18 protein-coding genes and 3 pseudogenes are annotated in these 17,014 nt (G+C 48.0%); 3 read left to right on the top strand and 18 right to left on the bottom strand.

Annotated features, from left to right (window positions below; translation table 11 throughout):
• Window positions 1–115: 115 nt before the first annotated feature.
• From CDG55_RS00325 to CDG55_RS00310, 4 genes and pseudogenes are all read right to left on the bottom strand, one after another.
• Complete coding sequence (locus CDG55_RS00325; protein WP_000587837.1) at window positions 116–658, bottom strand: AAA family ATPase; 543 nt, start codon at window positions 656–658, stop codon at window positions 116–118.
• A 12-nt stretch (window positions 659–670) separates the two neighbouring features.
• Window positions 671–1,531, bottom strand: coding sequence for an aminoglycoside N-acetyltransferase AAC(3)-IId (gene aac(3)-IId, locus CDG55_RS00320; RefSeq protein WP_000557454.1), 861 nt, complete (start codon window positions 1,529–1,531; stop codon window positions 671–673).
• A 132-nt stretch (window positions 1,532–1,663) separates the two neighbouring features.
• Window positions 1,664–2,808, bottom strand: a pseudogene (locus CDG55_RS00315) (IS3-like element ISAba14 family transposase).
• A 283-nt stretch (window positions 2,809–3,091) separates the two neighbouring features.
• Complete coding sequence (locus CDG55_RS00310; RefSeq protein ID WP_004658364.1) at window positions 3,092–3,313, bottom strand: helix-turn-helix domain-containing protein; 222 nt, start codon at window positions 3,311–3,313, stop codon at window positions 3,092–3,094.
• 194 nt (window positions 3,314–3,507) lie between these two features.
• On the opposite strand from CDG55_RS00310, the gene CDG55_RS00305 reads away from it, so the two are divergent.
• Window positions 3,508–3,759: a hypothetical protein gene (locus CDG55_RS00305; protein ID WP_004658363.1), complete on the top strand. Its 252-nt coding sequence runs from the start codon at window positions 3,508–3,510 to the stop codon at window positions 3,757–3,759.
• Window positions 3,760–4,011: 252 nt separating this feature from the next.
• On the opposite strand, the gene CDG55_RS00300 is transcribed toward CDG55_RS00305, so the two are convergent.
• From CDG55_RS00300 to CDG55_RS00240, 13 genes and pseudogenes are all read right to left on the bottom strand, one after another.
• Complete coding sequence (locus CDG55_RS00300) at window positions 4,012–4,233, bottom strand: hypothetical protein (protein WP_001986288.1); 222 nt, start codon at window positions 4,231–4,233, stop codon at window positions 4,012–4,014.
• Between the two features lie 33 nt (window positions 4,234–4,266).
• Window positions 4,267–5,466, bottom strand: coding sequence for a tyrosine-type recombinase/integrase (locus tag CDG55_RS00295; RefSeq protein WP_000059658.1), 1,200 nt, complete (start codon window positions 5,464–5,466; stop codon window positions 4,267–4,269).
• 475 nt (window positions 5,467–5,941) lie between these two features.
• Window positions 5,942–6,178, bottom strand: a complete 237-nt coding sequence (locus CDG55_RS00290) for a hypothetical protein (RefSeq protein ID WP_016165480.1) — start codon at window positions 6,176–6,178, stop codon at window positions 5,942–5,944.
• 33 nt (window positions 6,179–6,211) lie between these two features.
• Entirely contained in the window at window positions 6,212–6,463 is a 252-nt protein-coding gene (locus tag CDG55_RS00285; RefSeq protein WP_016165481.1) for a hypothetical protein, read from the bottom strand.
• Window positions 6,464–6,470: 7 nt separating this feature from the next.
• Window positions 6,471–6,716, bottom strand: a complete 246-nt coding sequence (locus tag CDG55_RS00280) for a hypothetical protein (RefSeq protein ID WP_016165482.1) — start codon at window positions 6,714–6,716, stop codon at window positions 6,471–6,473.
• A gap of 24 nt (window positions 6,717–6,740) precedes the next feature.
• Window positions 6,741–6,971, bottom strand: coding sequence for a hypothetical protein (locus tag CDG55_RS00275; RefSeq protein ID WP_016165483.1), 231 nt, complete (start codon window positions 6,969–6,971; stop codon window positions 6,741–6,743).
• A 63-nt stretch (window positions 6,972–7,034) separates the two neighbouring features.
• Window positions 7,035–7,187, bottom strand: coding sequence for a hypothetical protein (locus CDG55_RS15320; RefSeq protein WP_016165484.1), 153 nt, complete (start codon window positions 7,185–7,187; stop codon window positions 7,035–7,037).
• A 155-nt stretch (window positions 7,188–7,342) separates the two neighbouring features.
• Complete coding sequence (locus tag CDG55_RS00270) at window positions 7,343–7,876, bottom strand: ImmA/IrrE family metallo-endopeptidase (protein ID WP_016165485.1); 534 nt, start codon at window positions 7,874–7,876, stop codon at window positions 7,343–7,345.
• A 3-nt stretch (window positions 7,877–7,879) separates the two neighbouring features.
• Window positions 7,880–8,230: a helix-turn-helix domain-containing protein gene (locus tag CDG55_RS00265; protein ID WP_016165486.1), complete on the bottom strand. Its 351-nt coding sequence runs from the start codon at window positions 8,228–8,230 to the stop codon at window positions 7,880–7,882.
• A 264-nt stretch (window positions 8,231–8,494) separates the two neighbouring features.
• Window positions 8,495–9,051 (bottom strand): annotated as a pseudogene (locus CDG55_RS00260) (DUF6685 family protein).
• Window positions 9,052–9,452: 401 nt separating this feature from the next.
• Window positions 9,453–10,523 carry a hypothetical protein gene (locus CDG55_RS00250; RefSeq protein ID WP_016165489.1) on the bottom strand — a complete coding sequence of 357 codons (1,071 nt, stop codon included), beginning with the start codon at window positions 10,521–10,523 and terminating at the stop codon, window positions 9,453–9,455.
• A 45-nt stretch (window positions 10,524–10,568) separates the two neighbouring features.
• The gene (locus CDG55_RS00245) at window positions 10,569–12,824 is read right to left on the bottom strand and encodes a ThiF family adenylyltransferase (RefSeq protein WP_087537478.1); all 2,256 of its coding nucleotides are present in this window, start codon (window positions 12,822–12,824) and stop codon (window positions 10,569–10,571) included.
• Window positions 12,821–14,014, bottom strand: a complete 1,194-nt coding sequence (locus tag CDG55_RS00240; protein WP_016165491.1) for a hypothetical protein — start codon at window positions 14,012–14,014, stop codon at window positions 12,821–12,823. The genes CDG55_RS00245 and CDG55_RS00240 overlap by 4 nt, the downstream gene beginning before the upstream one ends.
• Window positions 14,015–14,103: 89 nt before the next feature.
• Between CDG55_RS00240 and CDG55_RS00235 the strand changes: the two genes are divergently transcribed.
• Together CDG55_RS00235 and CDG55_RS00230 are read left to right on the top strand one after the other, a co-directional pair.
• Entirely contained in the window at window positions 14,104–15,006 is a 903-nt protein-coding gene (locus tag CDG55_RS00235) for a WYL domain-containing protein (protein WP_016165492.1), read from the top strand.
• Window positions 15,007–15,012: 6 nt separating this feature from the next.
• Entirely contained in the window at window positions 15,013–15,801 is a 789-nt protein-coding gene (locus CDG55_RS00230) for a hypothetical protein (protein WP_016165493.1), read from the top strand.
• Here the strand turns inward: CDG55_RS00230 and CDG55_RS00225 are convergent.
• A pseudogene (locus CDG55_RS00225) lies at window positions 15,717–17,014 on the bottom strand (hypothetical protein). The gene CDG55_RS00230 and the pseudogene CDG55_RS00225 sit on opposite strands and share 85 nt — an antisense overlap.

Genomic DNA, 17,014 nt, shown 5'->3' with positions numbered 1-17,014 from the left:
TCGAGTCCCGTCGTCCGCACCACAAAGCCAAACATCCCTGCGATGATCGACCTCTGGGCGTTTGGTCGTGAGCCCGCCACCCTCGCGCTACGCTTTGCGCAGGCGTCGAAGGCGATCAGGTGCGCCCATCGATTCCGTCGAGCACCATCGCTGCGAGTTCATCGCTGGTGTGTGCACCACTATCGAGAACACGGGTTGTGCATGGAAGCCGTTCCCTTGCGGCCAAGCATCGGGCGACATTCGCTAATCGCCACTCTCGAATCTCCGCATTTCGATTCGGGTCAGGATGCATGGTCTGGTTCGCGATCCGGTGACGCAATAGGTCCTCGTTGAGCGTCAGAAAGATGTGCAGCAGCTGATCGTCGATCCGCCTTACCCCGTCGAGTATCTCAGTCAGATAGTCCGGGTGCACGAGCGTCATTGGGATGATGATGTCCTGCGAGTAATTCCTTCGAATCTCCCTGACCGCCGCGATCGTAAGTCCCCTCCACAAGGGGAGATCCTGATAGTCTCCGCTCGCTGGCATGGGGACCGTTTCTTTCACCACGAACCCGATTTCCTCGGGGTCAAAGATCAGCGATTTGGAACGCCGATCGCGCAGCCGCTTAGCGAGCGTCGTCTTTCCGGCGCCGAAAGGTCCGTTGATCCAGATTATCATTGTCGACGGCCTCTAACCTGAAGGCTCGCAAGAGCGCTCGACGGCCTCGTGCGGAGGCACGATCGGAGTGGTTCCGAAATGCTTCTCAAGATAGGTGACGCCGAACGTCACGATGTCCTGCGCGTCGAACAGGTAGCACTGAGCAAAGCCCACGACACCTTCTCGATGGCGACCGAGCTTCACGTAAGCATTTGCTATAGTTTCAACCGCATCCGGCTTTCCTTCGATAGCAAAGCAATCGAGAATGCCGTTTGAATCGTAATCCGATGCCGTTTTCCAGGCGACTTCACCGTCTCTTCCAAGCATCGGCATCTCATACGTCACCCACCGTTTGTTGGGGATATCGGCAACCGCCTCGGCGTAGTGCAATGCGGTAACGGAGTTTAGCGGCGCACCCAACAGCAGGGCCTTCCCGCCAAGGCGAACGAACCGCTCGACGGGCGATCCTTCCCCCAAGGCGTGACCGAGTTCGTGAGGCTCCGTCAGCGTTTCAGCCAGCGGACCAACCGCGACCATCGATGCATCGGGGTGCGCGCTGCGCCGCGCGCCGGGGGCTTGAACCAGAAATTGATTCAGCAGGCCGAACCCACGGTAAGTCCCGGCTGTTGCGGGATCGAACGGCAGCCAGGTACGGCGGGCTTCGTCATCCAGCCGAGCGCCATTCAGAGTCTCCTCGTAGGGTGATCGGTCCCACGACGCGTATCCCATCACAGTGCCAGTCGGCCCAACCGCGGAGCGTAACGCGGCAACGACCGTCTCCGCTCCTCCTTCGACCGGACCAATCGCTTTAAGTGAGGCATGCACCATCAAGAGGTCACCGGTTTGGACTCCGAGTTTTTGAAGCGCCTCCGTTATTGCCTTCCGCGTATGCATCGCGATATCTCCTCTAAACTGCAAAACACTATACCTATCGAGATATCACTCTACTATACCTATCGAGATATAGAGGTGGTCCCACTTGTTTGAACAACTAAAAGCGTATTTATAAGTGATATTCCGCTCTAGTTAAGCCACCTTGTTTTGTTGGGGTAGCTGATCATAGTAAAACTCATTTGGTGTCATTTTGTCTAGACTCGAATGAGGTCGTTTCAAATTATAAAACTCAAAATATGCACTTAATTGCTTTTTCGCATCTGTGACACTGCTATAAGCTTTGAGATACACCTCTTCATATTTAACGCTCCGCCATAATCGTTCAACCATCACATTATCTACCCATCGACCTTTACCATCCATACTGATTTGAATGCCATTTGATTTCAATACATCAATAAATGCATCACTGGTAAACTGGCTGCCTTGGTCTGTATTAAATATTTCAGGTCGACCATATTTTTCAATCGCTTCATTTAAAGCCGAAATACAAAAATCCACCTCCATACTAATCGATACCCTATGCGCAAGTACCTTGCGGCTATGCCAATCAATCACAGCACATAAATAAACAAAGCCTTTTGCCATAGGGATATACGTTATATCCGTAGACCACACTTGATTACTGCGCTGAATAGCCAACCCTTAGAGCAGATATGGATATTTACGGTGAGCTTGATTCGCCTGGCTTAAATTTGGTTTGCAATATAACGCCTGAATACCCATTTTCTTCATTAAAGTACGTGTATGACGTCGTCCTATATGATGCCCTTGACGATTCAACAAATCACGCATCATACGGCTGCCTGCAAAAGGATATTGCATATGTAATTCATCAATACACCGCATCAGTTTCAGATCTGATGAGCTAACAGGTTTTGGGCGATAATAATAACAACCACGGGAGACTTTCAGCAGCTTAGCTTGCTTAGATACTGAAATCTGAAGTGAGTCGTCGATTAACTTTTGTGGTTGAAGCGGCCCAGTTTCTTCAACACACCTTCTAAAAAATCAATTTCTAATGCCTGCTCACCGATTTTTGCATGTAACTTTTTAAGATCAATGGGGGGTTCTGATGGAGCTTTTGATTGATCGAAAGCTTGCGAGGAAGCTGAGATTAATTGATTTTTCCAGTCAATAATTTGGTTTTGATGAACATCAAACTCAGAACTCAATTCAGCAAGTGTTTTTTCTGCTTTAATCGCAGCAAGTGCTACCTTAGCTTTAAAATCATTTGAATGATTTCTTCTTGGTCTACGTGCCATAAAATACTCCATATATTGATGTTTATAACATCATTTGAGGAGCAGAATATCACTTATAGCAGTTGTTCAAATTTCCGGATCCATCTCTGTTAATTTCTTATCCGCGATTCAGATTAATTAAGGTATAAGAAAAATACCTCTATCATTCGATTGATTCCTTTATATAAATAATAAAGTAAATATATGTTTTCGATGAAGCTTTATAAAATTCAGTATTAGACCTGTAGGGAAAACTTATCAAACTAAGTATTGGCTAGTCTTTTTCTTCGAAAAACTTATCAAACGAAGTATTAAGTTAATCTTTTTCTTCAACTTCTTCCTTAAACTCAAACAAATCATTCATCGTACAGTTAAAGTACTTACACAACTTATCGGCGACTGGTAATTCAATACGTACAGCACGGTCATAATACATACTTGTGAGCGTGTTGCGATTGATACCTGTTGCATGCACCACTTCACTTAATTTTAAAATTTTTCTATCGCCCATGAGGCTAGATAACTTACAAGTAATCATATTTAAATTAATTTACAAAAAATAACTTGCTGTGGGTTATTTGAAGTTGTTGACTGAGTAATACTTTGCTAAAATTAACCTACAGCAGGTTATTACAACTTATAGAAAGTATATTTTATCCATTTCAACTAAATTATAACTTTTTAAATATAAGGATTGAACCTGCATTAGATTATTTTGTGGAGATGACCGCCGTGTTACCAAATGAGTTATTGATCAGCCAGCAAGCTCGTGACTTAGGAAATCAATTAATTAAAGAAATGAACATCAATAGAAGTTATGGAATGGCTAATTTTCTTGGAGTAAATACTTGCTATGATAATCATCAGGCTGTACTTATTTGGACATTTCAACTGCTTGAAAGGGAACCTGCCTTAAATGAATTAGCAGAAATTAAAAAATATTTTCTTTTAATCTTTCCAGATAGTGTTTATCAATTAGCCTAAGTTGTTTTTAAAATTAATTTATTAAATAAAAAGCACTAAATCAAAGAAAGCTTTATTTAAAAATACCTATTAATTCAAAAACATACCATTTACTGAATATATGAAGCATAGGTTCCTGCTCTATCACTCACTCGTACTAAAATTACATCGCTCTTTTTACTGATACTAAACAATTTATGTCCACGCCACGTTCTGCGGCTTCGAGGGCTAGTTTTTGTTGAACCACTGAGAACAAGGACAACAAACTGCCTACTATATTTTCCCGGAGAGTGGTGTAGGAACTTTTTCATTATTGCTAATCATATCAGCGACAACATCAGCAACGAGCTCCTCTATTCCTGAGAATGCTTTAGACTGATCCGCATCAAGCCAAGACAATGATGGAAACTCAGCACACAACCCAACATACTCATTATATTCTGCTGACCATGTAACACGGCAAGTATATTGTTTACTATCCATTTGAAACCCCATAATGTTTTAAGTCTATGTATAAAAGTACGATTTTCACTTAGCAGTACTTAAATAATCACCCCACCACTGCATCATTTCAGTCCGCTGGGCTAAATAGTCAGCGTGATTATAGCTGGCACGGGTACGGTTCTTATCAATATGTGAAAGTTGTGCCTCAATCCAGTTATCCTGGAACAAACCTGAGTCATTCAAAATGGTACTAAAAGTGGAACGTAGTCCATGAGAGGATAATTGATGTTTTCCATAGCCCATCTTACGTATAGCCATATTTAATGTATTAAAATGAATCGGTTGATTATGTTTCCGTGGGCTAGCAAAAATGTACTTTTCACCGTATGACCATTGCATGACGTCTTTTAAAATATCTAAAGCCTGATCTGAAAGTGGAACTAAGAAGTCGGGAATCTCATGGCCTAATATGACTTTTCGTCGAAACTGTTTAATATGCAAGGCAGGTATTTTCCAGATTTTTTCATTTAAATCAAAATGATGAGGCTCAGCCAATAACAATTCAGCCCCTCGCACGCCAGTATGTAATTTGAACAGCAGTGCTTTTTTAATAATCGGATGGGCATCCAATTTTAATAAATTTTTCTTAAAATCTGATATATCCTCCGCTTTCAAATACGGATAATTCTTCTTGATTTTACTGTTAATGGCGATTTTATTTAAACCATGCGCGATGTTGAATTCACAATAACCCATCGCTACAGCGTAGTCATAAATTTGGTTCAAATAACTACAAGCTTTCTTGACAGGTTCTTTTACTTGGCGTCCCTCTATTTTTTTGATTACTGAAACCAGGTCATAACGCTTGATGTTTTGAAAAGGTAAATCCTGAAGGTCTGGATAAATATCTTGCTGTAAACATCTTTCTGCTAACTGTAGTACACCGCAGCGGGGTGAATCATTAAATGCATTTTTCAGTTTGAACTGCAGCCACTCCTCCCCTACCTTACGAAAGGTGATGACATTAGAGACAGTATCATGCTCAAAACAATAATTATTGTCTTTAAAGTCATCTTTGACTTGTCGTGCCTTTTTCAGCGATAAATCAGGATAAAGCCCCAACTGAATGCGGCGACGTTTTTTTGTTTGTGGATCTGTATAGCGATAGCACCAAGATTTTCTTCCAGTCGGCTCAATCTTCAGGCTAAGTCCATCTTCATCGGATAAAAAACAAGTTTTTTCCTTGCAATGAGCTTGGCGAACTTTAATTTCAGTAAGACTCATGAAATTTAAATGAAACCTATCAGCGGATTGACGAGATCCATTATATCAAAATAGAAGAAAATATATATGATGCGTATGTTACGCATCATATATATTTGTAATATATTGTTTTATATGTTTATTATTGAAAATATTTTAGTTTTAGTAACCATCATGAGTACCACCTCTAATTTAATTTCCCAACAACTTACTTATCTGTGATCAATGTTAAATAAGTCTTATACTGATCCTAGCCCAGCCCATATGGACAATGCTTACTTCTAAAGATAACGTAACGTTAACTTTATAGATGTAAAAATGGCTAAAGGCTTTAGTCCAGAATTTAAAAAGCAAGCAATTGATTATGCACTTTCAACCTCACACAAGTCTGTAGCTGCAATCGCCCTGAAATTAGGTGTCTAGGATCATAGGAAGGGTTTGAACAATTAAAAAAAGCACCCAACGGCGCTTTTTTCTTTCAGATTTTTGCATGAATTTAATCATTAAATCCTAAGTATTTTGGCAATTCATTTTTGAAAAACCAACGTGAGCGACTAGCACCCACATCACGATACTTAATATTATGAATAGATTTGCAATGGATACACTCAAATTGCTTCCATTCCGTACCGCCACTTAGATCGTCAACCCAATCTTCTTTTACTATTGTATTCCAGCCTAACGGCATACTATCTATAGATAAAACAGTACATTTTTCACAATTATTGTTCATACAATCTTCTATAAGTAATTTCAAAAAAAAATTCTAAAATTGTGAAACGACATCAATGAAAATAAACTCTCTAGAATGTTTAGTTGGCATTCCTACGAATGTAAATTCAACATTCCTTTCTACATCATTTCTTCGTGTTTCCGCATGAACAGAAGAAACATGACTGACATCAAAGAATCGTACCATGTTGTTTAGGCCAATGATCTCATCATCCTCATTGGCAATTAAAACCTCTAATTCAGGATCAAACTTTTCTAATTTTTCAATTAAATCTTTAACTTTCATTCCTAACCTACTTATATATAACAGTATATTCTTTTTTATCCAATGGATGGACTATAGTCTTTTTCCCCCACTCAAATCTTTGAGGAGTCGGAAAATCTATAAACCTTATAAGATCATAAGTCCAATAATCTTTGCTTTTTTCAATTGCTTGCTCTGGCGTATATTTCGAAAAAAAATGGATTTCGATTATATTTCCTTCAAGATCTCTAGCATGCAATAAACATGAATAATTAGGTATGAATCCTTCAAACATGTTAATACTCAACCTATAAATTATTTAAAAAAAATTGCAGAATATAGCTTGCGAGAAAAAGGTATTTTCACAGATTTTTTTTGTTGAGAAATACATAACAAGAAAGAAAATAGCACCTGCAATCATCAGGAATATGCCTGTAAATTTCCAATTTACGACATCCTGATTCCCACAACGGCCACAGTAATAATAATAACCTTTGATACGCCCACCACATTCAGGGCAATTTTTGTGATTGATTAAGTAATTAGACATATTTAATACTCCATTGTTAATTTTAGAAAGCACACAAGCACGAATGCCTGTGCACCAGATCACTTAAGTTGCACATGGAACTAAAAAAGCCCATGCCTCATAACCATACTCATGCGCATCTAACACCTTGCCAGAATTGCCTCGTACTTTACGGAATCTACAAAAGATCCATTTCATGCCTTTCGGCGGTTCTTGAGTACCTAATTTCTTAAGCACATAGCTCACCTCCTCTCCCAAGGAGATTTGAAAAGCTGACTTAAATGATCTACAATGAAGTTCTCACGCTTTATAGTAGTCATCTGAGTAAGCCGAATAGCCCTTGGGTGTACTATCCGAAACTGATATGAAAGATAGCTTTCATATCAGTTTTTTCATTTTAAAGAACTAAATTTATTTCTAGCCGCTTTATAACCAACTTTGAATTTTTCTTGAATGTCTTCAATAGACAAATTAATACATGCTTGTGTTGGCATCAGTAACTCTGCCGCAAACGTATCAGCTTGCCATTCAGAATCTTCATAATGTTTATGCCTGACTGCACCACGTGCTAAGGCAAAACCCTCATGAAGAATTAAGTGCCCTATTTCATGTGCTACAGTAAATCGCGCACGGCAATGTTTTGGATCAGATACATCGCATAAAGCATCATAAGTATCTGCACGAAGAATAATAGTCATAGCATCTGGATTAGTTAAAGCCTCAACATCAGGCATATCCTCAATTTCCCAGACTTCTAAAATGACACCTAATTCATGCAATCGATGTTCTAAGCCTCGACTTAAATCTATTGACTGATTTAGTGACAGTTTAAAAATCTTGTCACGAATAATGAGTGCTTTTTGTTTTATGCTTTGTTTACTTAAAGGCGCGACTTTAACACCTCTAGGCATACATCCAGATGTCATATATCAATTCTCCTCAAGAATTTTTCTAAGTTGCGCCATATTCAAAGTATCGTCTTGAATTCGTCTAGCAAACATCAAAGCAATTTCTGCTTCTTCTGGGCTATTTGTTCGAACAGTAACATTATCAACACTTTGACTAGCAGCATGTGTAAGCAAATTTTCCTCTGCTTTACTTAAACCTAATGCGTTTGTAATTTTTGTAATTAATTCAGCACTTATTGGCTTTTTTCCTGTTTCCACAGCTGATAAGAAAGCTGAACTAACGCCAATTGAAGTCGCTAGTTCATTAAGATTGGTATCATAATCAATCCTAAGTTTCCTAATCGCTTTTCCAAAATCTGTTAGTTTAGACATTTTCGTAACCCTATTGCGTTACTCATTCATTATTGAAAGAGTAAATACTTTTTACAGTATTAACCAATCTTATATTAACTTTATCTTTTATTCAACATATTGGATTAAATATTCAACCTAAAGGTTAATTTTTTAATATTACTACTAAGAATAGATACTGTGCCATGAAATCCAACTATCTGTGATTCATAGACATCCTTGTCAGCAGATTGGAGATGAAAATTGCTTTGTCCATGGAGTCGTCGATTCAGTCAAGAACTGCTGTTACGCAGCCAGTGCCTCCCTTAAATCATTGCCTAAATCGTGGTGCCCCTGACTCAATAGTTCTGCCATCACGCACTCGGCGATTTGCGAACCCCGAGGGAACGCCAAAAGCGAACCTTCGCCCAGTACAGGTGGGAACTCCATGTTCGAACCAGAACCTACCAAGCTCTTCACAGTCCATAGCATCTGTCCATCCAAATACCTGGGGAGCAATACCAGATGAAATCCATCGAGCAGCCATTGCACAGTCAAATGGTTGAGCTGGTAGAGATAGAGTTTCGAGGCGTGGTGAATGCTCGCGCCAATGCGCGTGGCGACATGCACGGCGCCCGCAAGATGGTGAGATCCGCCACTGTTATCAAGGAAAAACGGCCATCCCAAGCTCGCACGCTAAACGTGTCGGAGCCACGTCCGTGCATTAGCCGGATTTCGCCATGTGAACAAAGCTCTTTTAAGCTCGCATCATCCAGTCAGAGCGAGGGCTTTCCTTTTCTGGCATATCGATTCTGCTCATCAATATAGTAGGCACCAAAGACATCCACATTTTCGTGCGGCATGCCTGCTGACTTACTTGAGGAGATGCCCTCTATATCGCTTGCGTCGCATTCAAAGTGAGGCGCCATCGTCACTTGCACTAGCGATCCATGTGGACTTTGGAAAATCCTCCTTAGCGCCCCAGGCTGAGACCGGAAAGCGACTCCGCAAAGTAAAGTTGCCACGGTCGAGTTTATCCAGGATGCTCCATCGACGGCGTGAGTCATCAAAAATCTTCGATTTTGGGGTGTTGAGGCGCACGCCTTTTCCTGCCGCCTCCCTAAGCTCCAATAGTTCACACCAAGCTTCACACCGCTTCCGAACCAGTTCCGGCGGTCGATTCCAATATCTTCGCCACCACGGCCATGTGTGGAGTTCGAGCACTGAAGTTGGTAACTCAGAGAGCGACATCGCATTCATAGACTCAACTCTCTTGTTCTTCGGGGTACTCCGCTTGAGGAATTGATACCCAACCATCGCGGGTAATGCCCGCCCCGATGCGGAGATTCTTGCTTTCGGTTGCCGCCCAGTGCCCACCCCGGTGTAATACAGCGCGAATTACGGACTTCCGCGGGTGATCCTCATCGGCTTTGGCAGAACTGCAAATGGCATTCCAGGTATGCTGGATCGGCATACTGTCCAACCGTGAACCAACCAGTTGGTCCAGAATTTCAGTCGAGACATTGTGCCGCCCGCCATGGTGGGGCACCTGAAAATACCGAATGCCTGGCAACGCGAGTCCGGCAAATGGCGCGTAGTCAATAACCTCTTGCAGCGCCTCACGCCCGGCATCGCCAGTAAGCATGACACGATGACCGTTCAGGACAGCCGACTGGACCACACTCATTTCATTTTCACGACTGGTAGGCTCAGGCGGAAAATACTCCTCGCCCCACAGGGATTTGATGTAGGCGGTCGCGGCCTTCATTGCCCGGAATATGCCGCTCAACGCGCTGTCCAAAGCACTTTCTTCAACAGCCTCCGGTGTCTTCGTGGAGTCCACAATCAGGTCGAAATAGCGCCCCAGGGTTGGTGCCATCACAGTGAAGGGGCCGATGCTCTGCCCCTGAAGGGGGGCATGGATTGGAATTCCCTTTTCTACCGCCAGATCCTCAAGAATTGCCGTGGCATCGTAGATGGAGCGCAACTTCCGTCTCAGCGCCTCAACCGATTCATAGGTCTCGAATCGATCAATCAACTGATCTGCATAGATCCACGGCCTGTTGATCCAAAGATTTCTGACCGTGCACTGCTCTAGAACTTTTCGCAAACCATTTGCGTGATCGCGATCAGGGTGCGTGAGAATCACATGGTCGATGACTGTTGTTCCGTAGTAGGTCTTCAGGTGCTCGACAATCTGATCTCCCGTATCCAGATATCCTCCGTCAACGACGTGCACGCCCTCAGTGCCATTCACAGAATAGCGAAGCGTGATCGCATCTCCGCTTTTTGCTGTTTCGACGCCAAGAAAATCGATCTCGAAGTAGTCAGCCATACATCCCTCTTGTTTTATGCCAATAAAGTGCTGGTGGCTTTACCCCTACCAGCGATCCACCGCACATGTGGGTCCTGTCGGAGTCCATACCAACGACACGGCGGGAAGACCACCAGCATCCTCGGCGATGTTGCGCAATGTGTTTCGGTCTATGCCCGAGTGTGGGCCGCCTTTCGGGTGGCTGTGCCAAGTTCCGATGAAGGTGAGATACCCTAAAGAGGCTCCATTTGCCGCACGCAAATTCTGAACAAGTCCATCCGTTCCGAGGACGAAGCAGGCGGCCTCTCGAATGCTGTCAGGCGGCGCGTCCACGATGCCCGCAATGGTGATGGTTCGATTTTCAAACGAGATGCGGCCGACCAAGGCTCCGCCTGTTTCCAGAGCGCCCCAGTGCAGCGCATCGGCATGGATCGCTTGCACGACTGGGTGCAGAATCCGAATGTTCCAGCCACCATCATCAGCTACGTCGAGCACAGTGGTCGGGCCAAGACTGGCGCGGGTCCATGCCATGCCGAGGCCTTCGGCATCCGAGATCCCGGTGCAAAGCATCGCCTCCTTCGGAAGCCCGCCAACGAGCCAGCGTTCCAGTTGCAGACCGGCCAGTGACGAAGAACGCGAAACAACGGCATCAGACATTGGCATCGTCAGTGAACGGCAGTTGTCGCCCACAAAAATGCGCGTCGGCTCCGACGTATCCCCAGCAATCGATGCCCGCAGTTCCGGCACAAACCGACAGCACTCGAACAAGAATGCCGTGAGGTCGTCAACCCGACCGGCGCGACTAGGTCCTTCAAGCAAAACCGCGACACAGCGGCCCTGACCATACATCGCGATCCGTACCAGGCGGGCAGGAGACTGGTTCAGTACTGCTGATTGTGTTTCTGCGGCCAGCACCTGAAGTGAGGCCGTCGCATCCACGATGAGAGCCGCATCCTGCGGAATGACTGTGGCGAACTGTGCCGGATCGACCAGAAGGGTCACGGCGTCGGTGTCGAACGCGCGCGATTGAAGATGCGACAGCTCCTCAAAGGCCGTCTTCATCCGCGCCGACTTCCGAGGTGGGACCAGTACCGATGTCCGCTCAATGAGTGCATGCCGTGCCGCGTTATGAGGTGACATGGACTCGTTGTCGACGAAAGTCATTGAGCCGAAACCTGCTCGCCCCAGTTGCATCGCGATTTTCGATCCCACACTTCCGCAGCCGAGTATGACTAGCGGCTGCGATGTGGCTGCTGGTGGAATGCCGGATGTCCTTGCTAGCAACTCAGGAGACAACGCATGCGCGTGAAAGGCTGGGTGAACCGTGGCGTTTCGCTCCAGGAGCGCTTTAGCGTTGAGTTCATAGCGCACCGCGTAGGGCAATACCTCGACACTTCTCCCTGGTGAACCCACAAGCGACGCTGGCCGTTGTACCGTCAGAATTACAATCGCGTACAAGCCATGCACCCAGCCGCGCGAGTCCTGCTGCATATCCAGGATCGAGCGTCCGTAATAACCATCCAAGCCTTGGGCCAACGCGTCGCGATCAATGCCAAGTTCCGCTGCTAGATCAAGCAGCGTCGCGAGATCGACAACCGTCTCCGGTTGGTAGCGTCCGACCATGTGCGGGTGGCCGTCGGTCATTGGAGCCCGCGCAATGAAGGCCGCAGTATGGCCATTTCCCCACTTGCCCAATTTGTCGTTGTGAACATCATGGACGAACACTGCATCGATTTGTGCGGTCAGTTCGGCATTGAGGATGGCGTATAGCCCGCCATCAATCGTCACGTAGCCTGCGGGAACTACCAGAATCGTGCCGTCAGCAGGTGCGGAGGCCGCAACCTTTTCGGCACTGAATACAATGGTCGAAGGACAACTGTCTCGGCGCGTCGGCTCCCACCCCTGTTCCAAGTTCAGCAATGTTCCGGCCGCAGCCTTGTGCAGCCAATCGACCAACTGATCGACAATGGCGTCTAGACCAAACCGATGCAGCAGTTCGTCCAAGGACCCCTCGAACAGGCAAGGCGAGACCAGCTCACCTTCGCGATGGGGGTTGATGTGCGGCAAATTGAGCGGAAAGTCCGCACGCAAGAAAGGCTTGGGCGCGGACAGGGGCCAATCACTGCCGAATACCAGCACGCATGTCTCGACAGCGCGCACTCCGGTTTCGGAGACGCCGTTACGCCGTGACCTGTTTGGCAGTTGGACGGCAACATCGACTTCTATTTGCGTCGATGCACCGCTTGCCTTGGGCTCGCCAACGCGAATCAGGCCCCGATGCCGCTGAAGTTGATGTAGTGCGTCAGCGATGGCGCCCGTCATGATGCCCCGTGCGGCATCGGAGTGCGCGCGGAGGTGATCACGGCAGCGGCCTTCGATCCGGACTCCTTCTTCGAGGGCGGCTGCACTCCCTGAGCGGTGACGGTGAAAACGAGGGGCTCCAAGGATTTCTCGCTCGGGTACTCGCCCGTGCAATAGAACTCGCCCTTTGCTTCGTCTACGATCGCCACGTACTCACGCTTTGCGCGGATGCAGGGTGGATCACTGTCGTCGTCTGCAATCGGCTTGCAACTGGCGACGATGACGGCGCCGTCACGGGTCTGCGAAAGCGCCTTGCGGGCATCGGCATCGAGTTTGGCCTTCTCGCCGTAGTCGGACCAACTGTCATAGGACAGCGAATGCCAAGAACAGTGATGCGGTGCCTGCATGATGTCGTACTCAAGTACATCGGCTTCGGTCTCGTGGCGCTGCCACTGGCGGTTCCAGATGAACACCTCAGCATCGCCACCAGTAAGGAACTTTGCGCCATCCGGCGTCTGAGCATCAGCGGCTAACGTGATGTTCAGGATCACGCTGGACTGGTTCTTGACCAGGCACTCTTCCTCTTCTTCGTCGTCCTGGGCATCCAGGGGGGCCAAAAGAAACGCAGAGAAGAATGCGGAACTCTTGCCGTTGATCGTCGAGAAGCGCGTGTCCACCTTCCGCACAATCGAGGTGAGATCATCGGTTTTTCCATCGATGTCCTCGCCCATGATCTGGATGCGGTCGCCGTTTCCGACGGCGAAGTTCTTGTCGCGGTTCAGTTGTATCCGCCGACGCGCCTCCGTGTTGAATACCTTGGCGTCGTCGCTCAAAGTGTGCGTCTTGCTTGCGCGTCGAAACACGATGGGAGACGACCACATCTCCCGGATCACGATTTTCTTGTCCTTGTCGTCCTTCTTGTCATCCGGGTACTTGTCCAGCGGTCCCAGGTAGAAATGCCGCGTCAGCCCACGGCAATGATCCTGGTCCGGGTGGCTCAACAAAAAGGCATCGACATATGGCCTGCCGTTCTCGTCTTTTTTCAGTCGTTCGCGCAGATCCTTGGCGACATCGCGCACGTCCTTCCCAGGATCATCGGCATCTTGTCTGATGTTTACGTCGATCAGCAGGGTCGTCGCGTCAAGATCGCCGAACTTGATGAGTGTCATGTCCCCGTTGTCGACGGGGAAAAAGGTGATGGTTGTGGGCATTGAGGTCTCCGGGTAGACGACCGAAGGATGATCGCGTATAGTTAATGTACGACTATTTTTTATATCCGTCTACTTATTAGGCGCAAATAATGCAAGAGCCTCCTGTAACTGCCGCCGATCCCGCTGAGCCCAAAGGGCTAAGCTGGGGGTTAGAGAGCAGACTTCAATTCATCGATTTCCGTTTGCGCTGGGAGCGGCGCATCAATCGAATGGATCTCACCGAGCACTTCGGCATATCGATTCCCCAGGCCTCACTGGACATTGCCAAGTACACGGAGTTAGCGCCGAACAACCTGATTTATGACCGCAGTTCCAAGACTTACACGGCAGCACCGAGTTTTCACCCGCTTTACCAGCGAAGTTCGGTGCAACACTATCTAGCGGAGCTGCTGGCCACCAAGATGGGCGTCATCGAACCAGCGTCCAGCTTTATTGGCTCAGCGCCTGAGGCAGATTGGGCACCGTCCCCTTGGCGCACCATCAATGAACAAACCGTCGAAGCAGTGGTCCGGGCAATTCGGCAGCAGGAAGCCATTTGGGTGAGCTACCAGTCCATGACGTCCTTGGACGAATCGGTTCGTCTGCTGTCGCCGCACGCTCTGGGCAACGACGGTTTTCGCTGGCACATGCGCGCGTTTTGCCATAAGCGCCAGCGCTTCAGCGATTTCGTCCTCGCCCGAATCCTGCGCATCGATGGCTTCGAGGCGAGCCAAGTGGACGCCAGCCAGGATTCGCATTGGCAAACTGTATTGACGCTGGTGCTTGCACCGCATCCCGATTTACCCGCTGCCAAGAAACGAGTCCTGGAGTTGGACTATGGAATGGAGGGTGGACAGGTCAAACTTCCATGCCGCCAAGCGTTTCTGTACTACACACTGAGGCGTTTGGGCTTGCATACCAAGGAAGCACCCGACCCCCTCGCGCAGCAGATCACTTTGAAAAACCGCGATGAAATTCAACCCTATATTGATGCCTTGTCGGCCCAAAGCTAAGCACCTATGACGAATATTTTTGAACTGGTCAAAGACCCCTACGAGCGCAAGGCGCGCGTAATTCCAGGACTTCTTGTAGCTTTGCCGCTGCTCGTTCCCTTGTTGTGTGTCTACGGCGCAAAGCACCCGGTACTTACAGGCGTGATTGGACTGCTGGGTGGCTGCGGTGCCATTTATGCACTCGCAAGCGTAGCCCGTGGGCGGGGAAAAAAGTTGGAAGAATCCCTAGTGAAAAAATGGGGCGGAATGCCAACAACCATAGCCCTGCGCCATCGCGACAAATTTCTGGATAGCGTCAGCAAGCAGCGATATCACACCGCGATTACAGCTAAGCTGGGTATTGCCATGCCGAACGCAGAGGAGGAATCAGCAGATCAGGACAAGGCGGACGATACCTACATTGGGGCAACCAAGCGACTTCGTGAACTCACCCGTTCCAACAAGCAGCTCCTACTCAAAGAGAATATTGCATACGGATTCCATCGCAATATGTTAGCGATGAAACCTGTTGGCATTTTGTCGTGCCTCTTGGGTATCCTTTATGGATTGCTGATTGCAAAAATCTTGCAGGTTGCGCCTCCACATTTTGACCCTGTGCATTTTGCTGATCCGGGGCTGGCTGCTGGCCTAACGCTGCTCATTTCGCTGGCGTTACTGGCCGCTTGGCTACTGTATTTCGATCAGAGCGCAGTCAGGCGGATGGGGTTCGTCTATGCAGAACGCCTATTCGAGTGCTTGCCGTCTTTGCCTTCTTCGGCTCCGCGGAAAAGAGCACCAAAACCGACGACGGACTGAGAACTGTCCAACAAGCAAACAGGCGCCTGGCTCCGTTGTAGTGTTTGCCCGCAAGGTGACTCCGGCAATACGCGGTGCCGGGTATGGGTTTTCAGGTCGGCAATCCAGCGATGCGCCACCCACACGTCTTCTTCGGGGTGGTTGTTGTCCACGCAGTTGCAGTATTTGTAGCTAACGTGCGCATCAGTGTGCGACAGCAGGATGCGCGCCATCGTCATGTGGAAGCGATGGGCTTGGAGATCGGCTGGGCCTTTGGGGCGCGGCAAGGTCAGCCCTAAGCAGCGCTGGTCATTGAATTCACTCCAGTCGGGGCCAACGACTTGTCCCGCGCGTTCCAGCATCTTGCGCGACTGTTAGTTCTTTCCATTGACCAAGGCAACGGCGACCGTACCCTTCGGGTACTCTAGCTTCTCCGCGAGCAGGTTCATCCAGCGCACCAGCTTGTTCAGCGTCTCATCGTTGGCAATTGCGCGTAGAGGTGGTACAGCAGGTCGTGGAGATAGATGTAGGTCTGCCGGCGTCCTTGCTCGTGGCTCCGCGTGGTTGTGGTCAGTACCCGCTGTGCCCACTCAGGCGTGAGTTCGTCCAGCATCATCTCCGTGATGTCGATGGAGATCAACGGAAATCCGAGCGACTTCCCGATCAGCGCCTTGCGGCCGTCGAAGGCGTGGCTGAGTTCGATTTCAACGCCGCCAAGCACCATCGGCTCGACCTGAACCGGCGGCCCGAGCACGGCAACGTCGAGCCGGAATTTGCTGCCGAATGGCGTCTCCAGAGGATGCTCGGTTGCCACCCGGTCGGCACCCAGCAACAAGTTGCCTTCCAGCGCATAGTCCGACGCATCCGTATCTTTGAACGCCCACGGCATCGCAAGCCCGGCATTCAAGCGTCGGGAGAGTTCGGCAGCGACAAGTTCTTTCGCCTGTCGGTGTTCGGGGCTTTCCTGCACAGCGCGCCACCGGCTGGCTTCTTCATCGTCGAAGTGCGCTTTCGGATTAAAGGTGTGTTGGGCAGGAAGCACGCGGAAGTGGGATCTCCGACGCAACTTCCCGCTCTCAAAGGAGGGGCTGACCCATGTCACCATCTGCCGTGATGCGCCGGGAGACACCAGGGGCCACAGCTTGCGTGCATGTTCCCGGCTGCGAACGTCACGCGCGGCAATCGTAGTCTGGAAAATCCCTTTCCGAGAGAAGACTACGATCGCCTCGTCCAT

Source organism: Acinetobacter sp. WCHA45, from assembly GCF_002165255.2.
Taxonomy (GTDB): domain Bacteria; phylum Pseudomonadota; class Gammaproteobacteria; order Pseudomonadales; family Moraxellaceae; genus Acinetobacter.
The sequence above is the reverse complement of the archived record's forward strand: the minus strand, read 5'-3'. Positions and strand labels throughout refer to the sequence as shown.